Origin of the sequence: Streptomyces nymphaeiformis, from assembly GCF_014203895.1 — a bacterium.
Classification (GTDB): Bacteria; Actinomycetota; Actinomycetes; order Streptomycetales; family Streptomycetaceae; genus Streptomyces; species Streptomyces nymphaeiformis.
Window position 1 is genome coordinate 1,335,171 of the sequence record NZ_JACHJY010000001.1, and the last position, 15,512, is coordinate 1,350,682.

Consider the following 15,512-nt stretch of genomic DNA (forward strand, 5'->3'; position numbering starts at 1 on the left):
TCTTCACGCGGCCCGACTTTCCGAGACGGGACCGGGCCTGAAATAGTTCCCCAGGATGATTCGCCATCCCTGGACTCCCGACGACGGGGGTACATCGGGGGACAAGTAGTGGGGCATGGAGTGCCAGAACTCGTACTGGAATTGAACGGCAGGACCTGGACGCTCGATCCGTCCCGGTCGTACACCCTGGGCAGGGACCCTCAGGGTGACCTGGTGATCGACGACGCCAGGGTCTCGTGGCGCCACGCCACCATCAGCTGGGGCGGCCGGAGCTGGGTCATCGAGGACCACGGCTCCACCAACGGCACCTTCCTCCAGGGCCAGAGGATCCACCAGGTGGAGATCGGCCCCGGCTCGGCCGTCCACCTGGGCAACGCCACCGACGGCCCGCGGCTGAATCTCGCCGCCGCCGGCGCGGCCGCCGCGCCCCAGCAGCAGGCACCGCAGCAGCAGGTGCCCCAGCAGCAGACCCCGGCCCAGCAGGCCCCCGCGCACCAGGCCGCCGGGGCCGCCGCGGCCCAGGCCGACTGGGCCACGCACCAGGCGCCGCCGCAGCAGGGCTGGCAGCAGCCGGTCCAGCAGCCGCCCGCCCACCAGCAGGCTCCGCACCAGCCGGTCCCGCACCAGCAGGGGCCCGCGCAGGGGCACCCCGGCGGCGCCGCGGGGGCGCCGTCGCCCTACGGCGACCACCGCAGCCCGACGACCTTCTACCAGCTGGACCTCGGCCGCGTGATGCGCATCGGCCGCGCCCTCGAGAACGAACTGGTCGTCTCCGACCTCCAGGTCTCGCGGAACCACGCCGAGTTCCACGCGACGCCCGACGGCCGCTTCGAGATCCGTGACCTCGGCTCGCACAACGGCACGTACGTCAACGGCCAGCCGATCCCCAAGGGCGGCACCGCCCTCCTCGGTCCGCAGGACATCGTCGGCGTCGGCCACTCGACCTTCCGCATCGTCGGCGGTCAGCTGGAAGAGTTCGTCGACACCGGCTCGGTCTCCTTCTCGGCCCGCCACCTCACGGTCACCGTCGACGGCGGCAAGCAGATCCTCAAGGACGTCACCTTCGGCGTCCCGGAGAAGTCGCTGATCGGCGTCATCGGCCCGTCCGGCTCCGGCAAGTCCACCCTGCTCAAGGCGCTGACCGGCTACCGCCCGGCCAACGAGGGCGACGTCCTCTACGACAACCGCAGCCTCTACAAGCAGTTCGCCGAACTGCGCCAGCGCATCGGTCTGGTCCCGCAGGACGACATCCTGCACAAGGAGCTGACCGTCCAGAAGGCGCTGCGCTACGCGGCCAAGCTCCGCTTCCCCGGCGACACCGCCGCGGCCGAGCGCGAGGCCCGCATCGACGAGGTGCTGCGCGAGCTCAAGCTCGACATCCACAAGGAGAAGAAGGTCACCTCCCTCTCCGGTGGCCAGCGCAAGCGCGTCTCCGTCGCCCTGGAGCTCCTCACCAAGCCCTCGCTGATCTTCCTGGACGAGCCGACCTCCGGCCTCGACCCGGGCATGGACCGCGACGTCATGCAGCTGCTCCGCGGCCTCGCGGACGACGGCCGCACGGTCCTCGTCGTCACCCACTCGGTGGCCGAGCTGGGCCTCTGCGACAAGCTGCTCGTGATGGCGCCCGGCGGCTCCGTCGCGTACTTCGGCCCGCCGGACGAGGCGCTGAACTTCTTCGGCTACTCCACCTGGGCCGACGTCTTCTCCGCCTTCGAGAACTACCGCGACTACGACTGGGCGGGCCGCTGGAAGGGCTCGCAGCACTACCAGATGTACGCCGCGGACATCGACGCCATCGCCGCGCAGCCCGTACAGATGCCGCCGCAGGCCATGGCCAGGCCGCCGAAGCCGCAGGGCTGGGGCTCCCAGCTGTGGACCCTGATCCGCCGCTACGTGTCGGTGATCGCCTCCGACAAGGGCTTCATGGCGCTGATGGTGATCCTGCCCGCCGTCCTCGGCGCGGTCTCCGTCGTCATCCCCGCCGACTTCGGCCTGGGCAAGCCCACGCCGCCGTCCCGCTTCAACGGCGACGCCGGCACGATCATGCTGATCCTCGCGGTCGGCATGTGCTTCTCCGGCGCGGCGAACTCCGTCCGAGAGCTGATCAAGGAACGGGTCATCTACGAGCGGGAGCGCGCCGTCGGCCTGTCCCGCTCCGCGTACCTCATGTCCAAGGTCATCGTCCTCGGCCTGATCACCGCCTTCCAGGGCGTGATCATCTGCGGCATCGGCTTCTCCACCCGCGCGCTGCCCGAAGAGGGCCTGTTCATGCCGCCGGCCGTCGAGCTCTGCGTCCAGGTCATCGCCCTCGGCCTGACCTCGATGATGGTCGGCCTGGTCATCTCCGCCCTGGTGAAGACCGCCGAGAAGACCATGCCGCTGCTCGTCATGTTCGCGATCATCCAGGTCGTGTTCACCGGCATCCTCTTCCAGGTGTACGGCTCGCCCGGCCTGGAGCAGTTCGCCTGGCTCATGCCCTCCCGCTGGGGCATCGCCGGTGCCGGCACCACGCTCGACCTGGCCCACCTGATGCCGCCGTGGGACCACAAGGACCCCACGAACACCGACGCGCTGTGGGAGCACACGGTCGGCCAGTGGAGCCTCGACCTCGGCATCCAGCTGTTCATGGCCACCGTCTGCTGCGTCCTCGTGGCGCGGCTGCTGCGCCGCCACGAGCCCGAGGTCATGCGCAAGTAACCCTCGCGACGCCACGCCGAAGGGCGGCACCCCTCTCCGGGGTGCCGCCCTTCCGCGTGTCAGTACGCGCTGTTGACGTTGTCGATCGAGCCGTAGCGGTCGGCCGCGTAGTTGGCGGCGGCGACGATGTTGGCGACCGGGTCGTACTGGTCGAACTTGGTGCCGGGGATGTGGTACGCCTTGAAGGTCGGGTAGATCACCTGGAGCAGACCCTTGGACGGGATGCCGTTGATGGCGTTGATGTCCCAGTTGTTGATGGCGTACGGGTTGCCGCTGGACTCGCGCATGATGTTCCGGTGCAGGCCGTTGTAGCTGCCCGGGATGTTGTGCTTGTCCATGATGTAGAGCGCCTCGCGGATCCAGCCGTCGAGGTTGTTCGCGAAGACCGGGGTGCGGGCGACGGAACGGCTCGCGGCGGTCTTCTCGGCGGCGCGCTTCTTCGCGGCGGCCTTGGCCTTCGCCTCGGCCTCGGCCTTCGCGGCGGCCTTCGCACGGGCGGCGGCCTTGGCCTTCGCGTCCGCGGTGGCCTTGGCCTTGGCGGCGGCCTTCGCCTTGGCGGCGGCCTTCGCCTTCGCGTCCGCCTCCTGCTTGGCCTTGAGGCTGATCGCGTCCTGCTGCTTTTCCAGGCTGGCGGCCAGCGCCTTGGCCTGCGGGCTGTTCGCGTCGTACGACCAGGCGACCTGCTGCGTACCGGCCAGAGCCTGCGGCTCGGTCTCGGTACCGCCGTTACCGGGGACGAGGGAGAAGGTCAGGGCTGCGGCGCTCAGAGCGACGACGCCGGCGATCGTGGCCTTGTGGGTCTTCTTCAGACCACGATAGTGGCCAGGGGTGTTCGCAGACATGCAGGACTACCTCTTCGAATCGCTGGGGGTCGCTCGGCCGGGGCGGCGCTGCGCCTGCTCGGCGGCGACGGGGGCAATTCTTAGCGGCAGCAAAATCCTGTGGCAAAGGTGTGACGTACGATCCCGGGTAGTGGATCAGGGGCTCGTGCACGGGCCACACAATGCCTCCTATGGCCCGTTTCTTCCCTCCAAATCGGACATACGGGAGCCCACTAGGGGGCTTCGTAAGTGATGTGGGTCCTATGCGCGGCCTCACATCGGGCACGTAACAAACTCACCATCGGTTGCGTCAGCAATGCGCACGGTGAGCTGTCTCCTCCGGAAGGAGGAGATGGAGGTCGCCGAACTCGTGCCAGAGGTAGCGCGCTTGCACCGCCGCGGCGTACGCGCTCCGCAGCGCGGGCCGCCCCGCGACCGCCTCCAGCATCAGCAGATGCGAGGCCTCGGGCTCGTGCAGCCCGGTGAGCAGCCCGTCCACGACCCGCACCCCACGCGCCGGTGTCACGACCAGATCGGTCCACCCGGCCCCGGCCCGCACCGTCCCACCGGGCTCCGCGGCCGACTCCAGGGCCCGCACCGCCGTCGTGCCCACCGCGATCACCCGGCCGCCGCCGGCACGCGCCGCGTTCACCAGGGACGCCGTCGCCGTCGGGACCTCGAAGCGCTCCGGATAGGGCGGCTCGTGCGCCTCCGCCGACGACACCCCCGTATGAAGGGAGAGGGGAGCGATCCGTACCCCCCGGTCGACCAGCTCCGCCACCAGACGGGCCGTGAAGGGCCGCCCCGCGCTCGGCATCTCCGCCGAGCCCGAGCCGTCGGGGGAGGGCCGCGCGAAGACCGTCCGGTACGCCGACAGGGGCTGGTCCCGTTCCGTGTACCCGTACCGGATGGGCCGCCCGTACCGCTCGAGCAGCCCCGGCACGTCCACGCTCACCCCCGCCCACCACAGCCGCCCGCTCCCGGGCCCCAGCGGCTCCGCCAGCACCAGCCGGGCCCCTCCCGGCAGCCGTACGACCGCACCCGCCGGCCCGCCCCCACGCGGGCTCGTACTGCCCGACGGCTCGGGCGTCCGCAGCTCCACGGCCCAGCGCCCGTCGTCCCCGCGGGTAGAGAAGTGCACCACCACCCGCTCCCCGCCCGGCTCCGGGCCGAGGCGTCCGGACACGGCCGCCGCGAGCGTCGTCGACGTGTTGACGACGAGCACGTCCCCGGCCCGCAGCAGCGACGGCAGCTCCCGGAAGGAGTGGTGCGACACCGCCTCGCCCCGCGACACGAGCAGCCGTACGTCGTCCCGGCCCCGCCCGGGCCCCCGCTGTTCCGGCGGCACCCGCGCCGACAGCTCCGCCGGCACCCGCACGGCCAGTGCCATCACGCCTCCAGGAAGGCCGGCGCGGCGTACCGGCCGCTCGCCGGCCGCTCGTCGAGCAGCCGCAGGAACACGGGGGCGACCTCCGCCGGAGCGGGCGTCCCCGACAGGTCCTCACCCGGCTCCGCGGCGGCCAGCATGACCGTCCGCATCGAGCCCGGATCCACCCACCAGACCCGCAGCCCGGGCTCCTCCACCGCCAGGACCGCCGACAGCTGGTCGAGCGCCGCCTTCGTCGCCCCGTACGCCCCCCAGGTCCGGTACGGCTCCGCCGCCGCGTCCGAACTCAGGTTGACCACCGCCCCGGCGGGCGCCGAGCGCAGCAGCGGCAGCGCCTCCTGCAGCAACCCCAGCGGGGCCACCACGTTGACCTCCAGGGCGGCCCGGAAACCGTCCAGCGGATGACGGTCGAGCGGCACCAGCGGCTCGGCGCCCAGGATCCCCGCGTTGTTCACCAGCAGATCGAGCCCGCCGAGCTCACGCGCCGCCGCCACGAGCGCCCGCCGGTGCGCCGCGTCCGTCACGTCCCCGGCCACCGTCACCACCCGGGCGCCACGCGCGCGTACCGACGCCGCGCTCTCCTCCAGTACGTCCGCCGTACGGGCGTCGAGCACCAGGTCCCAGCCCCGCCCGGCGAGGGCCTCGGCCAGCGCCCGCCCCAGTCCCCTCGACGCCCCCGTGACGATCGCGACAGCCATGACGCCCATCCCCTTCTCCTACGGATCCTCCGGATGGCTCCACCCTCCGCCCGCGCCCCCGCCACCCGCCTCGTCCCCGGGCCCGGACCCCGAGGGCACTTCGACCTAGGTCCCGGGACCTGCCCCGACCTCGTCCCCGGGCGGATACGGACCGTCACACCCCGCCGGTACGGTGAACACATGAGCCATCGACCGAGCTCCGGCCTGGCCGCCGTGAGCACCGCACTCCTGGCGATGAGCCGCCACCTGGAGGTCCGCGACGTCCTCAAGACGATCGTGGCCTCCGCCCGCGAGCTGCTCGACGCCGAGTACGCGGCCCTGGGCGTCCCCGACGACCACGGCGGCTTCGCCCAGTTCGTGGTCGACGGCGTCAGCGACGAGCAGTGGAAGGCGATCGGCCCCCTGCCCCGCCAGCACGGCATCCTCGCCTCGATGCTCCACAAGGCCGAGCCCGAGCGGCTCGCCGACGTCCGCACGGACCCCCGCTTCGGGGGCTGGCCCGACGCCCACCCCGAGATGTCCGACTTCCTCGGCCTGCCCGTCAGGGACGGCGACGAGATCCTCGGCGCCCTCTTCCTGGCCAACAAGCGCTGCCCCAAGGAGGAGGGAGGCTGCGGCTTCACCGCCGAGGACGAGGCGCTCCTCTCGATCCTCGCCCAGCACGCGGCCATCGCCCTCACCAACGCCCGGCTGTACGAGCGCAGCCGCGAGCTCACCATCGCCGAGGAGCGTTCCCGCCTCGCCCACGAGCTGCACGACGCCGTCAGCCAGAAGCTGTTCTCGCTCCGGCTGACCGCCCAGGCCGCCGCCGCCCTCGTCGACCGCGACCCGGCTCGCGCCAAGGGCGAGCTCCAGCAGGTCGCCGCGCTCGCCGCCGAGGCCGCCGACGAGCTGCGCGCCGCCGTGGTCGAGCTCCGGCCCGCCGCCCTCGACGAGGACGGCCTCGTCCACACGCTCCGCACCCAGATCCAGGTCCTCGACCGCGCCCACTCGGCCCGGGTGACCTTCGAGAGCCCGGGGACCAGGGCCCTGCCCGCCGCCCAGGAGGAGGCCGTCCTCCGCGTCGCGCAGGAGGCCCTGCACAACGCCCTGCGGCACGCGGACGCCGAGCTCGTCGCCGTCTCCCTCACCCGCAGCGGCCAGGGCGCGCGGCTCACCGTCACCGACGACGGCAAGGGATTCGACCCGCGGGCGGTCCGCCGCGCCGGCCGCCACCTCGGCCTGGTCTCCATGCGGGACCGGGCGAGCGGCGTCGGCGGCAGACTCACGGTGACCTCGGCCCCGGACCGGGGCACCACGATCGAGATGGAGGTCCCCGGTGGCTGACAAGCCCATCCGCGTGCTCCTGGTCGACGACCACCAGGTCGTCCGCCGAGGCCTGCGCACCTTCCTGGAGGTGCAGGACGACATAGAGGTCGTGGGGGAGGCCGCCGACGGCGCCGAGGGCGTCGCCAGGGCCGAGGAACTCCACCCGGACGTGGTCCTCATGGACGTGAAGATGCCGGGCACGGACGGCATCGACGCGCTCAAGCGGCTCCGGGAGCTCGGCAACCCCGCCAGGGTCCTGATCGTCACCAGCTTCACCGAGCAGCGGACCGTCGTCCCCGCGCTCCGCGCCGGAGCCCGCGGATACGTCTACAAGGACATCGACCCCGACGCCCTGGCCGGCGCGATCCGCTCCGTCCACGCGGGCCACGTCCTGCTCCAGCCCGAGGTCGCGGGCGCGCTCCTCGCCGAGGACGACCACGGCGGGGGTACGGGACGGGGCGGCACGCTCACCGAGCGCGAGCGCGAGGTCCTCGGCCTGATCGCCGACGGCCGGTCCAACCGGGAGATCGCCCGCGCGCTCGTCCTCTCCGAGAAGACCGTCAAGACGCACGTCTCGAACATCCTGATGAAGCTCGACCTCGCGGACCGCACCCAGGCGGCGCTTTGGGCCGTACGACACGGCCTCACCCGCTGACGCGCCCCCCTGGCGCGCTGGGCGCACGACCGTTCAATAGGTCATACCGTCGTGTGTATATCCCCCGTTCGGCGCAACCCGACGGGGGATGCGGCGTTCTCCATGGCGTGCTGCGGCGGACCGGCCGCAGCGATGACCAGGAGGAAGTACCAAGTGAAGAACCTCAAGAAGGCCGCTGCCCTCACCATGGTCGCCGGCGGCATCGTCGCCGCCGGCGCGGGCGTCGCCTCCGCCCACGGCGGTGCCGAGGCCACGGGCAAGGCCCTCAACTCCCCGGGCGTCGCGTCCGGCAACCTGGTGCAGGTCCCGGTCCACGTCCCCGTGAACGTCTCCGGCAACACGGTCAACGTGATCGGCCTGCTCAACCCGGCCTTCGGCAACGGCGCCTACAACGGCTGACCGACCCCCCACACGAACCCCCGGCCCCTGACGATCCCCCAGGGGCCGGGGGTTTGCCCTGTCCCGGCCCTCAGAACCCCCGGTCCCGCTCCCGCTCCTCCACGTACGCGTTGTACGCGGCGACCTGCGCCCGCCGGGCCACCCGCTCCACCGGACGCAACGCGGCCCCCCGCGTCGCCATCTCCGACGCGCTCACCGCGCCCCCGTGCCCGTGGTCGTACGCCATGTCCACGAGCAGTCCGATCCGCTGCGCCAGCTCCAGGACCCGCACCGCACGCGGCGGATAGCCGGGGGCGAGGACCTCGCGGCCCGCCTCCGCCCGCGCCCGGTACGCCTCGCGTGCCGCGTCCGCCGCCGGCCCCGAGGCCGCCACGTCGAGCCGGCTCAGCACCGCCGTCGCGTCCCGCAGCGCCTCCGCCAGCTCCCGCTCCGCCTCGCCGAGCGAGGGCACGTCGGCGGGCGGGGCCTCCCGTACGGCCAGGCACCGCCAGACCACCGAGACGTGCACGTCACCCGCGGGACCCGCCTCGGACACCTCCGGCACGAGACCGTACGGCGCGCCGAAGCCCACCACCGCCTCCTCCGCCTCCAACGCGCGCGCGTTGAAGTCCGGCGGCCCGCTGAGCCCCAGCGGATGCCCCGGCGCCGGCAGAGCGACCCGCCACCCGGTCACCCCGAGCCGCCGCAGCCGGCCCAGCGCGAGCGTCAGCCCTACCGGCCCCGCCTCACCCGGCAGTCCCTCGACGCGGTGCACCGCGTCCTCCCCGACAATCGCCGTCGCCGCCTCGTCCGGCGACACCGCCCCGGCCAGCAGGGCATTGCCCCAGGCGGCCAGACGTCCTGAGCGTGGTTCCGAAAGCATCCCCCCAGACTAAGGACTCGAAGGAAGCCCTACGGACCGGTCCGCTCCATCGATAACGTAGGTTTTCCCCTGGACGCCGCGCCCATCGGCGCAAGGCGACGACAAGACTCGACCGCAAGGGGAGACAACGCGCTCATGAGCGATGTACTGGAGCTGGTGGACGTATCCGTGGTCCGCGACGGACGGGCTCTGGTGGACGAGGTCTCCTGGTCGGTCAAGGAGGGCGAGCGCTGGGTGATCCTCGGACCCAACGGCGCCGGCAAGACCACCCTTCTGAACATCGCCTCCAGCTACCTCTTCCCCACCAAGGGCACCGCCCGCATCCTGGGCGAGCAGCTCGGCGGCGTCGGCACCGACGTCTTCGAGCTCCGCCCCCGCATCGGCATGGCCGGCATCGCGATGGCGGAGAAGCTCCCCAAGCGCCAGACCGTCCTGCAGACCGTCCTCACCGCCGCGTACGGCATGACCGCCACCTGGCACGAGGACTACGACCCGATCGACGAGGAGCGCGCCAAGGCCTTCCTCGACCGGCTCGGGATGAACGACTACCTGGACCGCAGGTTCGGCACCCTCTCCGAGGGCGAGCGCAAGCGCACCCTGATCGCCCGCGCGATGATGACCGACCCGGAGATCCTCCTCCTCGACGAGCCCGCCGCCGGCCTCGACCTCGGCGGCCGCGAGGACCTGGTCCGCCGCCTCGGCCGCCTCGCCCGCGACCCGTACGCCCCCTCCATGATCATGGTCACCCACCACGTCGAGGAGATCGCCCCCGGCTTCACCCACGTCCTGATGATCCGCCAGGGCAAGGTCCTCGCCGCCGGTCCCGTGGAGACCGAGCTCACCTCCCGCAACCTGTCGCACTGCTTCGGACTGCCGCTCGTCGTCGAGCGCGTCGGCGACCGCTGGACTGCGCACGGCCTGCCCCTGAAGTGACCGGACGGGGCACCGGCGTCCCGCACAGCCGCCCGCGCCCTGTCCCCGAAGGACCCCACCGCCCTACCATGACCACGTGGACATCGACGCGTGGGTCTGGTGGCTGATCGGCGCGGTGGGGCTCGGCATTCCGCTGGTCCTGACCGCGATGCCGGAGTTCGGCATGTTCTCCGTCGGAGCGGTCGCCGGGGCGGTGACCGCCGCCCTCGGCTTCGGCATCGTCACCCAGGTGCTCGTCTTCGTCGTCGTCTCCGTCGCGCTCATCGCGGTGGTACGCCCGATCGCCGCCCGCCACCGCGACGGCAAACCCGAACTGGCCACCGGCGTCGACGCCCTGAAGGGCCGTCAGGCCGTCGTCCTGGAACGGGTCGACGGCAACGGAGGGCGCATCAAGCTCGCCGGAGAGGTGTGGTCGGCCCGTACCCTCGACACCGGCCAGACCTTCGAACCGGGCGAACAGGTCGACGTGGTGGAGATCGACGGGGCGACCGCGGTGGTCATGTGACCGAACCTCGCCCATGACGCTCCGCCATCTGGGAAACTCGATCATCGGAAGATACCCGGCAGACAACCGGCAGCGAAGGGCACGGGGAACACGATGTCAGCAGTCATCATCGTCCTGATCATTCTGGTGGTGCTCGTCTTCATCGCCCTGATCAAGACGATCCAGGTCATCCCGCAGGCGAGTGCGGCGATCGTGGAGCGCTTCGGCCGCTACACCCGCACACTCAACGCCGGACTGAACATCGTCGTCCCGTTCATCGACTCGATCCGCAACCGGATCGACCTCCGCGAACAGGTCGTCCCGTTCCCGCCGCAGCCGGTGATCACCCAGGACAACCTGGTCGTCAACATCGACACGGTCATCTACTACCAGGTCACCGACGCCCGCGCCGCGACCTACGAGGTCGCCAGCTACATCCAGGCGATCGAGCAGCTCACCGTCACCACCCTGCGCAACATCATCGGCGGCATGGACCTGGAGCGGACCCTCACCTCCCGCGAGGAGATCAACGCGGCCCTGCGCGGCGTCCTCGACGAGGCCACGGGCAAGTGGGGCATCCGCGTCAACCGCGTCGAGCTCAAGGCCATCGAGCCGCCGACCTCCATCCAGGACTCGATGGAGAAGCAGATGCGCGCCGAGCGCGACAAGCGCGCCGCGATCCTCACCGCCGAGGGCACCCGCCAGTCCGCGATCCTCACCGCGGAGGGCGAGAAGCAGTCGGCGATCCTGCGGGCCGAGGGTGAGGCCAAGGCCGCCGCGCTCAAGGCCGAGGGCGAGGCGCAGGCCGTCCGGACGGTCTTCGAGGCCATCCACGCGGGCGACCCGGACCAGAAGCTCCTCTCGTACCAGTACCTCCAGATGCTCCCGAAGATCGCCGAGGGCGACGCCAACAAGCTCTGGATCGTGCCCAGCGAGATCGGCGACGCCCTCAAGGGCCTCTCCGGAGCCTTCGGCAACGTGGGCGGCGGCACCCCCGGCTTCAACGTCAAGGGCGCGGCGACCGAACGGCGAGACGAACCGTCGGTTGACTGACGCGTACACGTAATTCGTGCATGATCAGTGCGAGCCCCTCGACCCTGACGACGTCAGGGCGGGGAGGCGAGCCACTGACCATGTAAGGAGATGGCGTTGTCCATCTGGGAAGCCCTGGCAGTCTTCGCCGCCGGCATCGGCGCCGGCACCATCAACACCATCGTCGGATCGGGAACGCTGATCACCTTCCCGGTCCTCCTCGCGACCGGACTCCCCCCGATCACCGCGAACGTCTCCAACGCCCTCGGCCTCGTGCCCGGTTCCATCAGCGGAGCCATCGGCTACCGCCGCGAACTCAAGGGCCAGAAGGCCCGCGTCCTCCGGCTCGGCGCCGTCGCCCTCGTCGGCGGCCTCATCGGAGCGATCCTGCTCCTGGCCCTGCCGTCCTCGGCCTTCGACGCGATCGTCCCCGTCCTCATCGGCCTCGCCCTCGTCCTGGTCCTCTTCCAGCCCCGTATCGCCGCAGCAGTGAAGCGGCGCCGGGAGCAGACCGGAACCGAGGCCCACCCCGACGGCGGCCCCGCCCTCCTCGTCGGCCTCCTCCTCGCCAGCATGTACGGCGGATACTTCGGCGCCGCCCAGGGAGTCCTCTACCTCTCCCTCATGGGCCTGCTGCTCCACGACGACCTCCAGCGCATCAACGCCGTCAAGAACATCCTCGGCGCCCTGGTCAACGGAGTCGCCGCCGTCTTCTTCCTCTTCGTCGCCGACTTCGACTGGACGGCCGTCCTGCTCATCGCCGTCGGCTCCACCCTCGGCGGCCAGCTCGGCGCCAAGGTCGGCCGCAAGCTGCCCCCCACCGTCCTGCGCGGAGTGATCATCGCGGTCGGCATCGTGGCCATCCTGCAACTGACCCTCGGCTAGCCCCGCACGCGGAAGGGCCCGCCTCCCCACCGGGGGAGACGGGCCCTTCTTCCGTCGTACGTCAGCGGATCACGCGCTCACGCGGCCGAGTCGGCCAGCCACGCCGGGAGCGCCGACCGCTCGCTCGCCCGCATCGCGAGCAGCATCGCGTCCGCCGGCGTCGGCTCGAACGGCTGGTGCAGCAGCGGCATCCCCGCCTGCTCCGGCGTCCGGTCCGCCTTGCGGTGGTTGTCCTCGGCACAGGAAGCGACCGTATTCAGCCAGCTGTCCCCACCGCCCTGCGCCCGCGGCACGACGTGGTCGACCGTCGTCGCCCGCCGCCCGCAGTACGCGCACCGGTGCTGGTCCCGGACCAGCACCCCCCTCCTCGACCACGGAGCCTGTCTTCGGAACGGCACCCGTACGTACCGGCAGAGCCTGATCACCCGCGGCACCGGAAGGTCGACGGCGGCACCTCGCACCCTCAGCTCGGGATGGGCCTGCTCGACGACGGCCTTGTCCTGAAGGACAAGCACCACCGCACGGTTGAGTGTGACCGTCGAAAGCGGCTCGAAGCTCGCGTTCAGTACCAGCGTGTCCCGCATGTTGCCCACCTCCCGTGTGCCGGCCCCAGCCCCCACGCGGGGGCTCCGGGCTTGGATCAACGATGGCCGGGCCGGCCGGGTCGGACAACGCAATTTCCTGCGCAACAAAAGATGCCCGCTTCTGATCTCTCCAAGACCAGAAGCGGGCAAACAACTAACGAACGATCAGCGTTACGCGGGATTCTCGTACTCGCCCACGAGCTGGGCACGCCCCAGCGTGTGGAAGCGCAGGTTGAACCCGACCGCGGCCGGCGTGGCGCCGGCGTCCGGACCGAGCTTCTCCTGATCCACCGCGTACACCGTGAAGACGTACCGGTGCGGCCCGTCCCCCTTCGGCGGCGCGGCGCCACCGAAGTCCTTCGAGCCGTAGTCGTTCCGCGCGTGCACGGCGCCGGCCGGCAGCCCCGCGAACGACCCGGACCCGGCACCCGCCGGCAGCTCCGTCACCGACACCGGGATGTCGAACAGCACCCAGTGCCAGAACCCGCTGCCCGTCGGGGCGTCCGGGTCGAAGCAGGTCACCGCGAAGCTCTTCGTCTCCGCCGGGAACCCCTCCCAGCTCAGCTGCGGCGAGGTGTTCCCCGCCGCGTACACCTGAGCGTCCTTCAGGACCCCGCCCGGCGCGACGTCGTCGCTCACCACAGTGAACGCCGCCACCGGCGGATGGAAGTCGTGGGGGAGCGGCGCCCTCTTGCCCTCGGACACGTCGAGTACCTCCGAATCGTCCGTCAACGCTGACGGAACCGAGCCTAGAGCCAGTTGCGACGACCGCCGACCTCGGCGAGCCACTGGTTCAGGTAAGCCGCCCAGTCGGTGGTGTGGAAGTCGTGCAGCCCCACCTTGAAGGCACGGAACGAGTCGCTGCCCTCGGTGAAGAGACCCGGCTTCTTGTCCATCTCCAGGACGACGTCCATCTCGCGGTCGTCCGCGACGAAGCTGACCTCGACCTGGTTCAGACCGCGGTACTGCTGCGGCGCGAAGAACTCGATCTCCTGGTAGAAGGGCAGCCGCTGCCGCGTCCCCCGGATGTGCCCGCGCTCCATGTCCGCGTTCTTGAAGCGGAAGCCCAGCTGGATGAAGGCGTCCAGGATCGCCTGCTGCGCCGGCAGCGGGTGCACGTTGATCGGGTCCAGGTCACCGGAGTCCACGGCCCGCGCGATCTCCAGCTCGGTCGTCACCCCGATGTTCATCCCGCGCAGCTGCTGCCCGGCGATCGTCGTCACCGGCGTCTCCCACGGGATCTCCAGACCGAACGGCACCACGTGCACCGCCCCGGCCTGCACCTCGAAGGCACCGCCCAGGCGCACCTTCACGAACTCGATGTCCTGCTTGTACTCCTGGTCGCCGCCCTCGACCTCGACCCGTGCCTGGAGCCCCACGGAGAGCCCCTCGATCTGCTGCGCGACCGAACCGCCCTGGATGCGCACCTCGCCCTGGACGACCCCACCCGGGACGACGTTCTCCTCGGTGAGCACGGTCTCCACGGTGGCCCCGCCGGCACCCAGGCTCGCGAGCAGCTTCTTGAATCCCATGACTTCCACTCCTTCTCGGGTCCTGACCCCTACATACGCGCGACGACCGTAGCCGGTTCCCCACTACGCTCGGACGCCATGAGCGAGAGCCCCGACCGTACGCCGCTCCCGCGGGCCTTCTTCGACCGCCCCGTTCTGGAGGTGGCCCCCGATCTCCTGGGACGCACCCTCGTACGCAACACGGACGAGGGCCGGATGGAACTGCGCCTCACGGAGGTGGAGGCGTACGCCGGCGCGATCGACCCCGGCTCGCACGCCTTCCGGGGCCGCACCGCACGCAACGCCGTCATGTTCGGACCCCCGGGCCACGCGTACGTCTACTTCACCTACGGCATGTGGCACTGCCTGAACCTGGTGTGCGGCCCCGAGGGACACGCGAGCGGGGTCCTGCTGCGCGCGGGTGAATTCCTGAGCGGCGCCGATCAGGCCCGCCCGCGCCGCCGCTCGGCCCGCTCCGACCACGAGCTCGCGAAGGGCCCGGCCCGCCTGGCCACCGCCCTCGACGTCGCCCTCTCCCTGAACGGCACGGACACCTGCGCAGGTCAGGACAGCCCGCTCGCCCTCCTCACCGGCACGCCGCCGGCCCCGGACCGCATCCGCAACGGCCCCCGCACGGGCGTCGGAGGCGAGGGCGCCCCACACCCCTGGCGCTTCTGGATCACGGAGGACCCGACGGTCAGCCCGTACCGCCCCCACTCGCCCCGCAAACGAAGGCTTGACTCGCCGAGGGCAAGCGACTAACGTGGCCCGAGCCGCTGGAACCGGGCCTGCTTGTTCGAGCACCCCGGAGCGGCCACCCACTACCCAGAATGACAACCCCGATCGGGGTTCATTTCGGCATTCCGAAATTCGTTTCGAATGACTCGATTATGAGCCGCCCGGGAAATCAGCTAAGGTGGTGAACACGCCGGAAGGGCCCGGAGCGAAAGCGAATGGGACCGGAAAGCACCGAGGAAATCGGATCGGAAAGATCTGATAGAGTCGGAAACGAAGGAAGCGCCCGGAGGGCCCGGAAACGGGAACGAAGGAAGCGTCCGCACCTTGAGAACTCAACAGCGTGCCAAAAATCAACGCCAGATTAGTTGATACCCCGTCCATCCTCTGGATGGTCGAGGTTCCTTTGAAAAGTCCACCCTCTCGGGGGTGGCAACACTACAGCGAGGACGCTGAGGACGACCGGTCCTATTCCGACCGGCTCGTTCCGCTCAACGCGAGTGTCACCCGATCACGGGTAA

The 15,512-nt window shown here is 71.0% G+C and carries 16 protein-coding genes; 9 read left to right on the forward strand and 7 right to left on the reverse strand.

Annotated elements, in window-relative coordinates; genetic code table 11:
* Nucleotides 1–108 precede the first annotated feature (108 nt).
* Nucleotides 109–2,697 carry an ABC transporter ATP-binding protein/permease gene (locus GGE06_RS05975; RefSeq protein WP_116161716.1) on the forward strand — a complete coding sequence of 863 codons (2,589 nt, stop codon included), beginning with the start codon at nucleotides 109–111 and terminating at the stop codon, nucleotides 2,695–2,697.
* 59 nt (nucleotides 2,698–2,756) lie between these two features.
* Here the strand turns inward: GGE06_RS05975 and GGE06_RS05980 are convergent, their stop codons facing one another.
* The 3 genes from GGE06_RS05980 to GGE06_RS05990 all read right to left on the reverse strand — a co-directional run bounded on the left by GGE06_RS05980 (nucleotide 2,757) and on the right by GGE06_RS05990 (nucleotide 5,603).
* A complete protein-coding gene (locus GGE06_RS05980) occupies nucleotides 2,757–3,539 on the reverse strand; it encodes a transglycosylase SLT domain-containing protein (RefSeq protein WP_116161717.1) in 783 nt (260 codons plus the stop codon).
* A gap of 289 nt (nucleotides 3,540–3,828) precedes the next feature.
* Nucleotides 3,829–4,908: an S-adenosylmethionine:tRNA ribosyltransferase-isomerase gene (locus GGE06_RS05985; RefSeq protein WP_184930148.1), complete on the reverse strand. Its 1,080-nt coding sequence runs from the start codon at nucleotides 4,906–4,908 to the stop codon at nucleotides 3,829–3,831.
* The gene (locus tag GGE06_RS05990; RefSeq protein WP_116165613.1) at nucleotides 4,908–5,603 is read right to left on the reverse strand and encodes an SDR family NAD(P)-dependent oxidoreductase; all 696 of its coding nucleotides are present in this window, start codon (nucleotides 5,601–5,603) and stop codon (nucleotides 4,908–4,910) included. The genes GGE06_RS05985 and GGE06_RS05990 overlap by 1 nt, the downstream gene beginning before the upstream one ends.
* A 180-nt stretch (nucleotides 5,604–5,783) precedes the next feature.
* Between GGE06_RS05990 and GGE06_RS05995 the strand changes: the two genes are divergently transcribed.
* From GGE06_RS05995 to GGE06_RS06005, 3 genes are all read left to right on the forward strand, one after another.
* Nucleotides 5,784–6,929 carry a GAF domain-containing sensor histidine kinase gene (locus GGE06_RS05995; protein ID WP_116161719.1) on the forward strand — a complete coding sequence of 382 codons (1,146 nt, stop codon included), beginning with the start codon at nucleotides 5,784–5,786 and terminating at the stop codon, nucleotides 6,927–6,929.
* Nucleotides 6,922–7,566 (forward strand): response regulator, encoded by a 645-nt coding sequence (locus GGE06_RS06000; RefSeq protein WP_116161720.1) that lies wholly within the window; start codon nucleotides 6,922–6,924, stop codon nucleotides 7,564–7,566. The genes GGE06_RS05995 and GGE06_RS06000 overlap by 8 nt, the downstream gene beginning before the upstream one ends.
* A gap of 153 nt (nucleotides 7,567–7,719) precedes the next feature.
* Nucleotides 7,720–7,965, forward strand: coding sequence for a chaplin (locus GGE06_RS06005; RefSeq protein WP_116161721.1), 246 nt, complete (start codon nucleotides 7,720–7,722; stop codon nucleotides 7,963–7,965).
* 70 nt (nucleotides 7,966–8,035) lie between these two features.
* Here GGE06_RS06005 and GGE06_RS06010 read toward each other — a convergent pair whose 3' ends face one another.
* Nucleotides 8,036–8,827 carry an Rv1486c family protein gene (locus GGE06_RS06010; protein WP_184930149.1) on the reverse strand — a complete coding sequence of 264 codons (792 nt, stop codon included), beginning with the start codon at nucleotides 8,825–8,827 and terminating at the stop codon, nucleotides 8,036–8,038.
* 135 nt (nucleotides 8,828–8,962) lie between these two features.
* Between GGE06_RS06010 and GGE06_RS06015 the strand changes: the two genes are divergently transcribed.
* The 4 genes from GGE06_RS06015 to GGE06_RS06030 all read left to right on the forward strand — a co-directional run bounded on the left by GGE06_RS06015 (nucleotide 8,963) and on the right by GGE06_RS06030 (nucleotide 12,161).
* Nucleotides 8,963–9,760 (forward strand): ABC transporter ATP-binding protein, encoded by a 798-nt coding sequence (locus GGE06_RS06015; protein ID WP_116161723.1) that lies wholly within the window; start codon nucleotides 8,963–8,965, stop codon nucleotides 9,758–9,760.
* A 76-nt stretch (nucleotides 9,761–9,836) separates the two neighbouring features.
* Nucleotides 9,837–10,265 (forward strand): NfeD family protein, encoded by a 429-nt coding sequence (locus GGE06_RS06020; RefSeq protein ID WP_116161724.1) that lies wholly within the window; start codon nucleotides 9,837–9,839, stop codon nucleotides 10,263–10,265.
* A 93-nt stretch (nucleotides 10,266–10,358) separates the two neighbouring features.
* Nucleotides 10,359–11,297 carry an SPFH domain-containing protein gene (locus GGE06_RS06025; protein WP_116161725.1) on the forward strand — a complete coding sequence of 313 codons (939 nt, stop codon included), beginning with the start codon at nucleotides 10,359–10,361 and terminating at the stop codon, nucleotides 11,295–11,297.
* A 90-nt stretch (nucleotides 11,298–11,387) separates the two neighbouring features.
* Nucleotides 11,388–12,161 (forward strand): sulfite exporter TauE/SafE family protein, encoded by a 774-nt coding sequence (locus GGE06_RS06030; protein ID WP_181924668.1) that lies wholly within the window; start codon nucleotides 11,388–11,390, stop codon nucleotides 12,159–12,161.
* 77 nt (nucleotides 12,162–12,238) lie between these two features.
* Here GGE06_RS06030 and GGE06_RS06035 read toward each other — a convergent pair whose 3' ends face one another.
* From GGE06_RS06035 to GGE06_RS06045, 3 genes are all read right to left on the reverse strand, one after another.
* Nucleotides 12,239–12,745 carry an HNH endonuclease gene (locus GGE06_RS06035; protein ID WP_093876792.1) on the reverse strand — a complete coding sequence of 169 codons (507 nt, stop codon included), beginning with the start codon at nucleotides 12,743–12,745 and terminating at the stop codon, nucleotides 12,239–12,241.
* Nucleotides 12,746–12,916: 171 nt separating this feature from the next.
* Nucleotides 12,917–13,450, reverse strand: coding sequence for a YbhB/YbcL family Raf kinase inhibitor-like protein (locus GGE06_RS06040; protein WP_116161727.1), 534 nt, complete (start codon nucleotides 13,448–13,450; stop codon nucleotides 12,917–12,919).
* Nucleotides 13,451–13,494: 44 nt separating this feature from the next.
* Nucleotides 13,495–14,277 carry a sporulation protein gene (locus GGE06_RS06045; RefSeq protein ID WP_116161728.1) on the reverse strand — a complete coding sequence of 261 codons (783 nt, stop codon included), beginning with the start codon at nucleotides 14,275–14,277 and terminating at the stop codon, nucleotides 13,495–13,497.
* Between the two features lie 78 nt (nucleotides 14,278–14,355).
* Here GGE06_RS06045 and GGE06_RS06050 point away from each other — a divergent pair, with 78 nt between their 5' ends.
* Nucleotides 14,356–15,018 (forward strand): DNA-3-methyladenine glycosylase, encoded by a 663-nt coding sequence (locus GGE06_RS06050; protein ID WP_116161729.1) that lies wholly within the window; start codon nucleotides 14,356–14,358, stop codon nucleotides 15,016–15,018.
* The last annotated feature ends 494 nt before the right edge of the window (nucleotides 15,019–15,512 follow it).

Bases quoted from the DNA above. Each gene is read 5' to 3' on its own strand.
- GGE06_RS05980 (WP_116161717.1), bottom strand. From the start codon at position 3,539: ATGTCTGCGAACACCCCTGGCCACTATCGTGGTCTGAAGAAGACCCAC.
- GGE06_RS06010 (WP_184930149.1), bottom strand. From the start codon at position 8,827: ATGCTTTCGGAACCACGCTCAGGACGTCTGGCCGCCTGGGGCAATGCC.
- GGE06_RS05990 (WP_116165613.1), bottom strand. From the start codon at position 5,603: ATGGCTGTCGCGATCGTCACGGGGGCGTCGAGGGGACTGGGGCGGGCG.
- GGE06_RS06045 (WP_116161728.1), bottom strand. From the start codon at position 14,277: ATGGGATTCAAGAAGCTGCTCGCGAGCCTGGGTGCCGGCGGGGCCACC.
- GGE06_RS06035 (WP_093876792.1), bottom strand. From the start codon at position 12,745: ATGCGGGACACGCTGGTACTGAACGCGAGCTTCGAGCCGCTTTCGACG.
- GGE06_RS06015 (WP_116161723.1), top strand. From the start codon at position 8,963: ATGAGCGATGTACTGGAGCTGGTGGACGTATCCGTGGTCCGCGACGGA.
- GGE06_RS06050 (WP_116161729.1), top strand. From the start codon at position 14,356: ATGAGCGAGAGCCCCGACCGTACGCCGCTCCCGCGGGCCTTCTTCGAC.
- GGE06_RS05995 (WP_116161719.1), top strand. From the start codon at position 5,784: ATGAGCCATCGACCGAGCTCCGGCCTGGCCGCCGTGAGCACCGCACTC.
- GGE06_RS06025 (WP_116161725.1), top strand. From the start codon at position 10,359: ATGTCAGCAGTCATCATCGTCCTGATCATTCTGGTGGTGCTCGTCTTC.
- GGE06_RS05985 (WP_184930148.1), bottom strand. From the start codon at position 4,908: ATGGCACTGGCCGTGCGGGTGCCGGCGGAGCTGTCGGCGCGGGTGCCG.
- GGE06_RS06030 (WP_181924668.1), top strand. From the start codon at position 11,388: ATGGCGTTGTCCATCTGGGAAGCCCTGGCAGTCTTCGCCGCCGGCATC.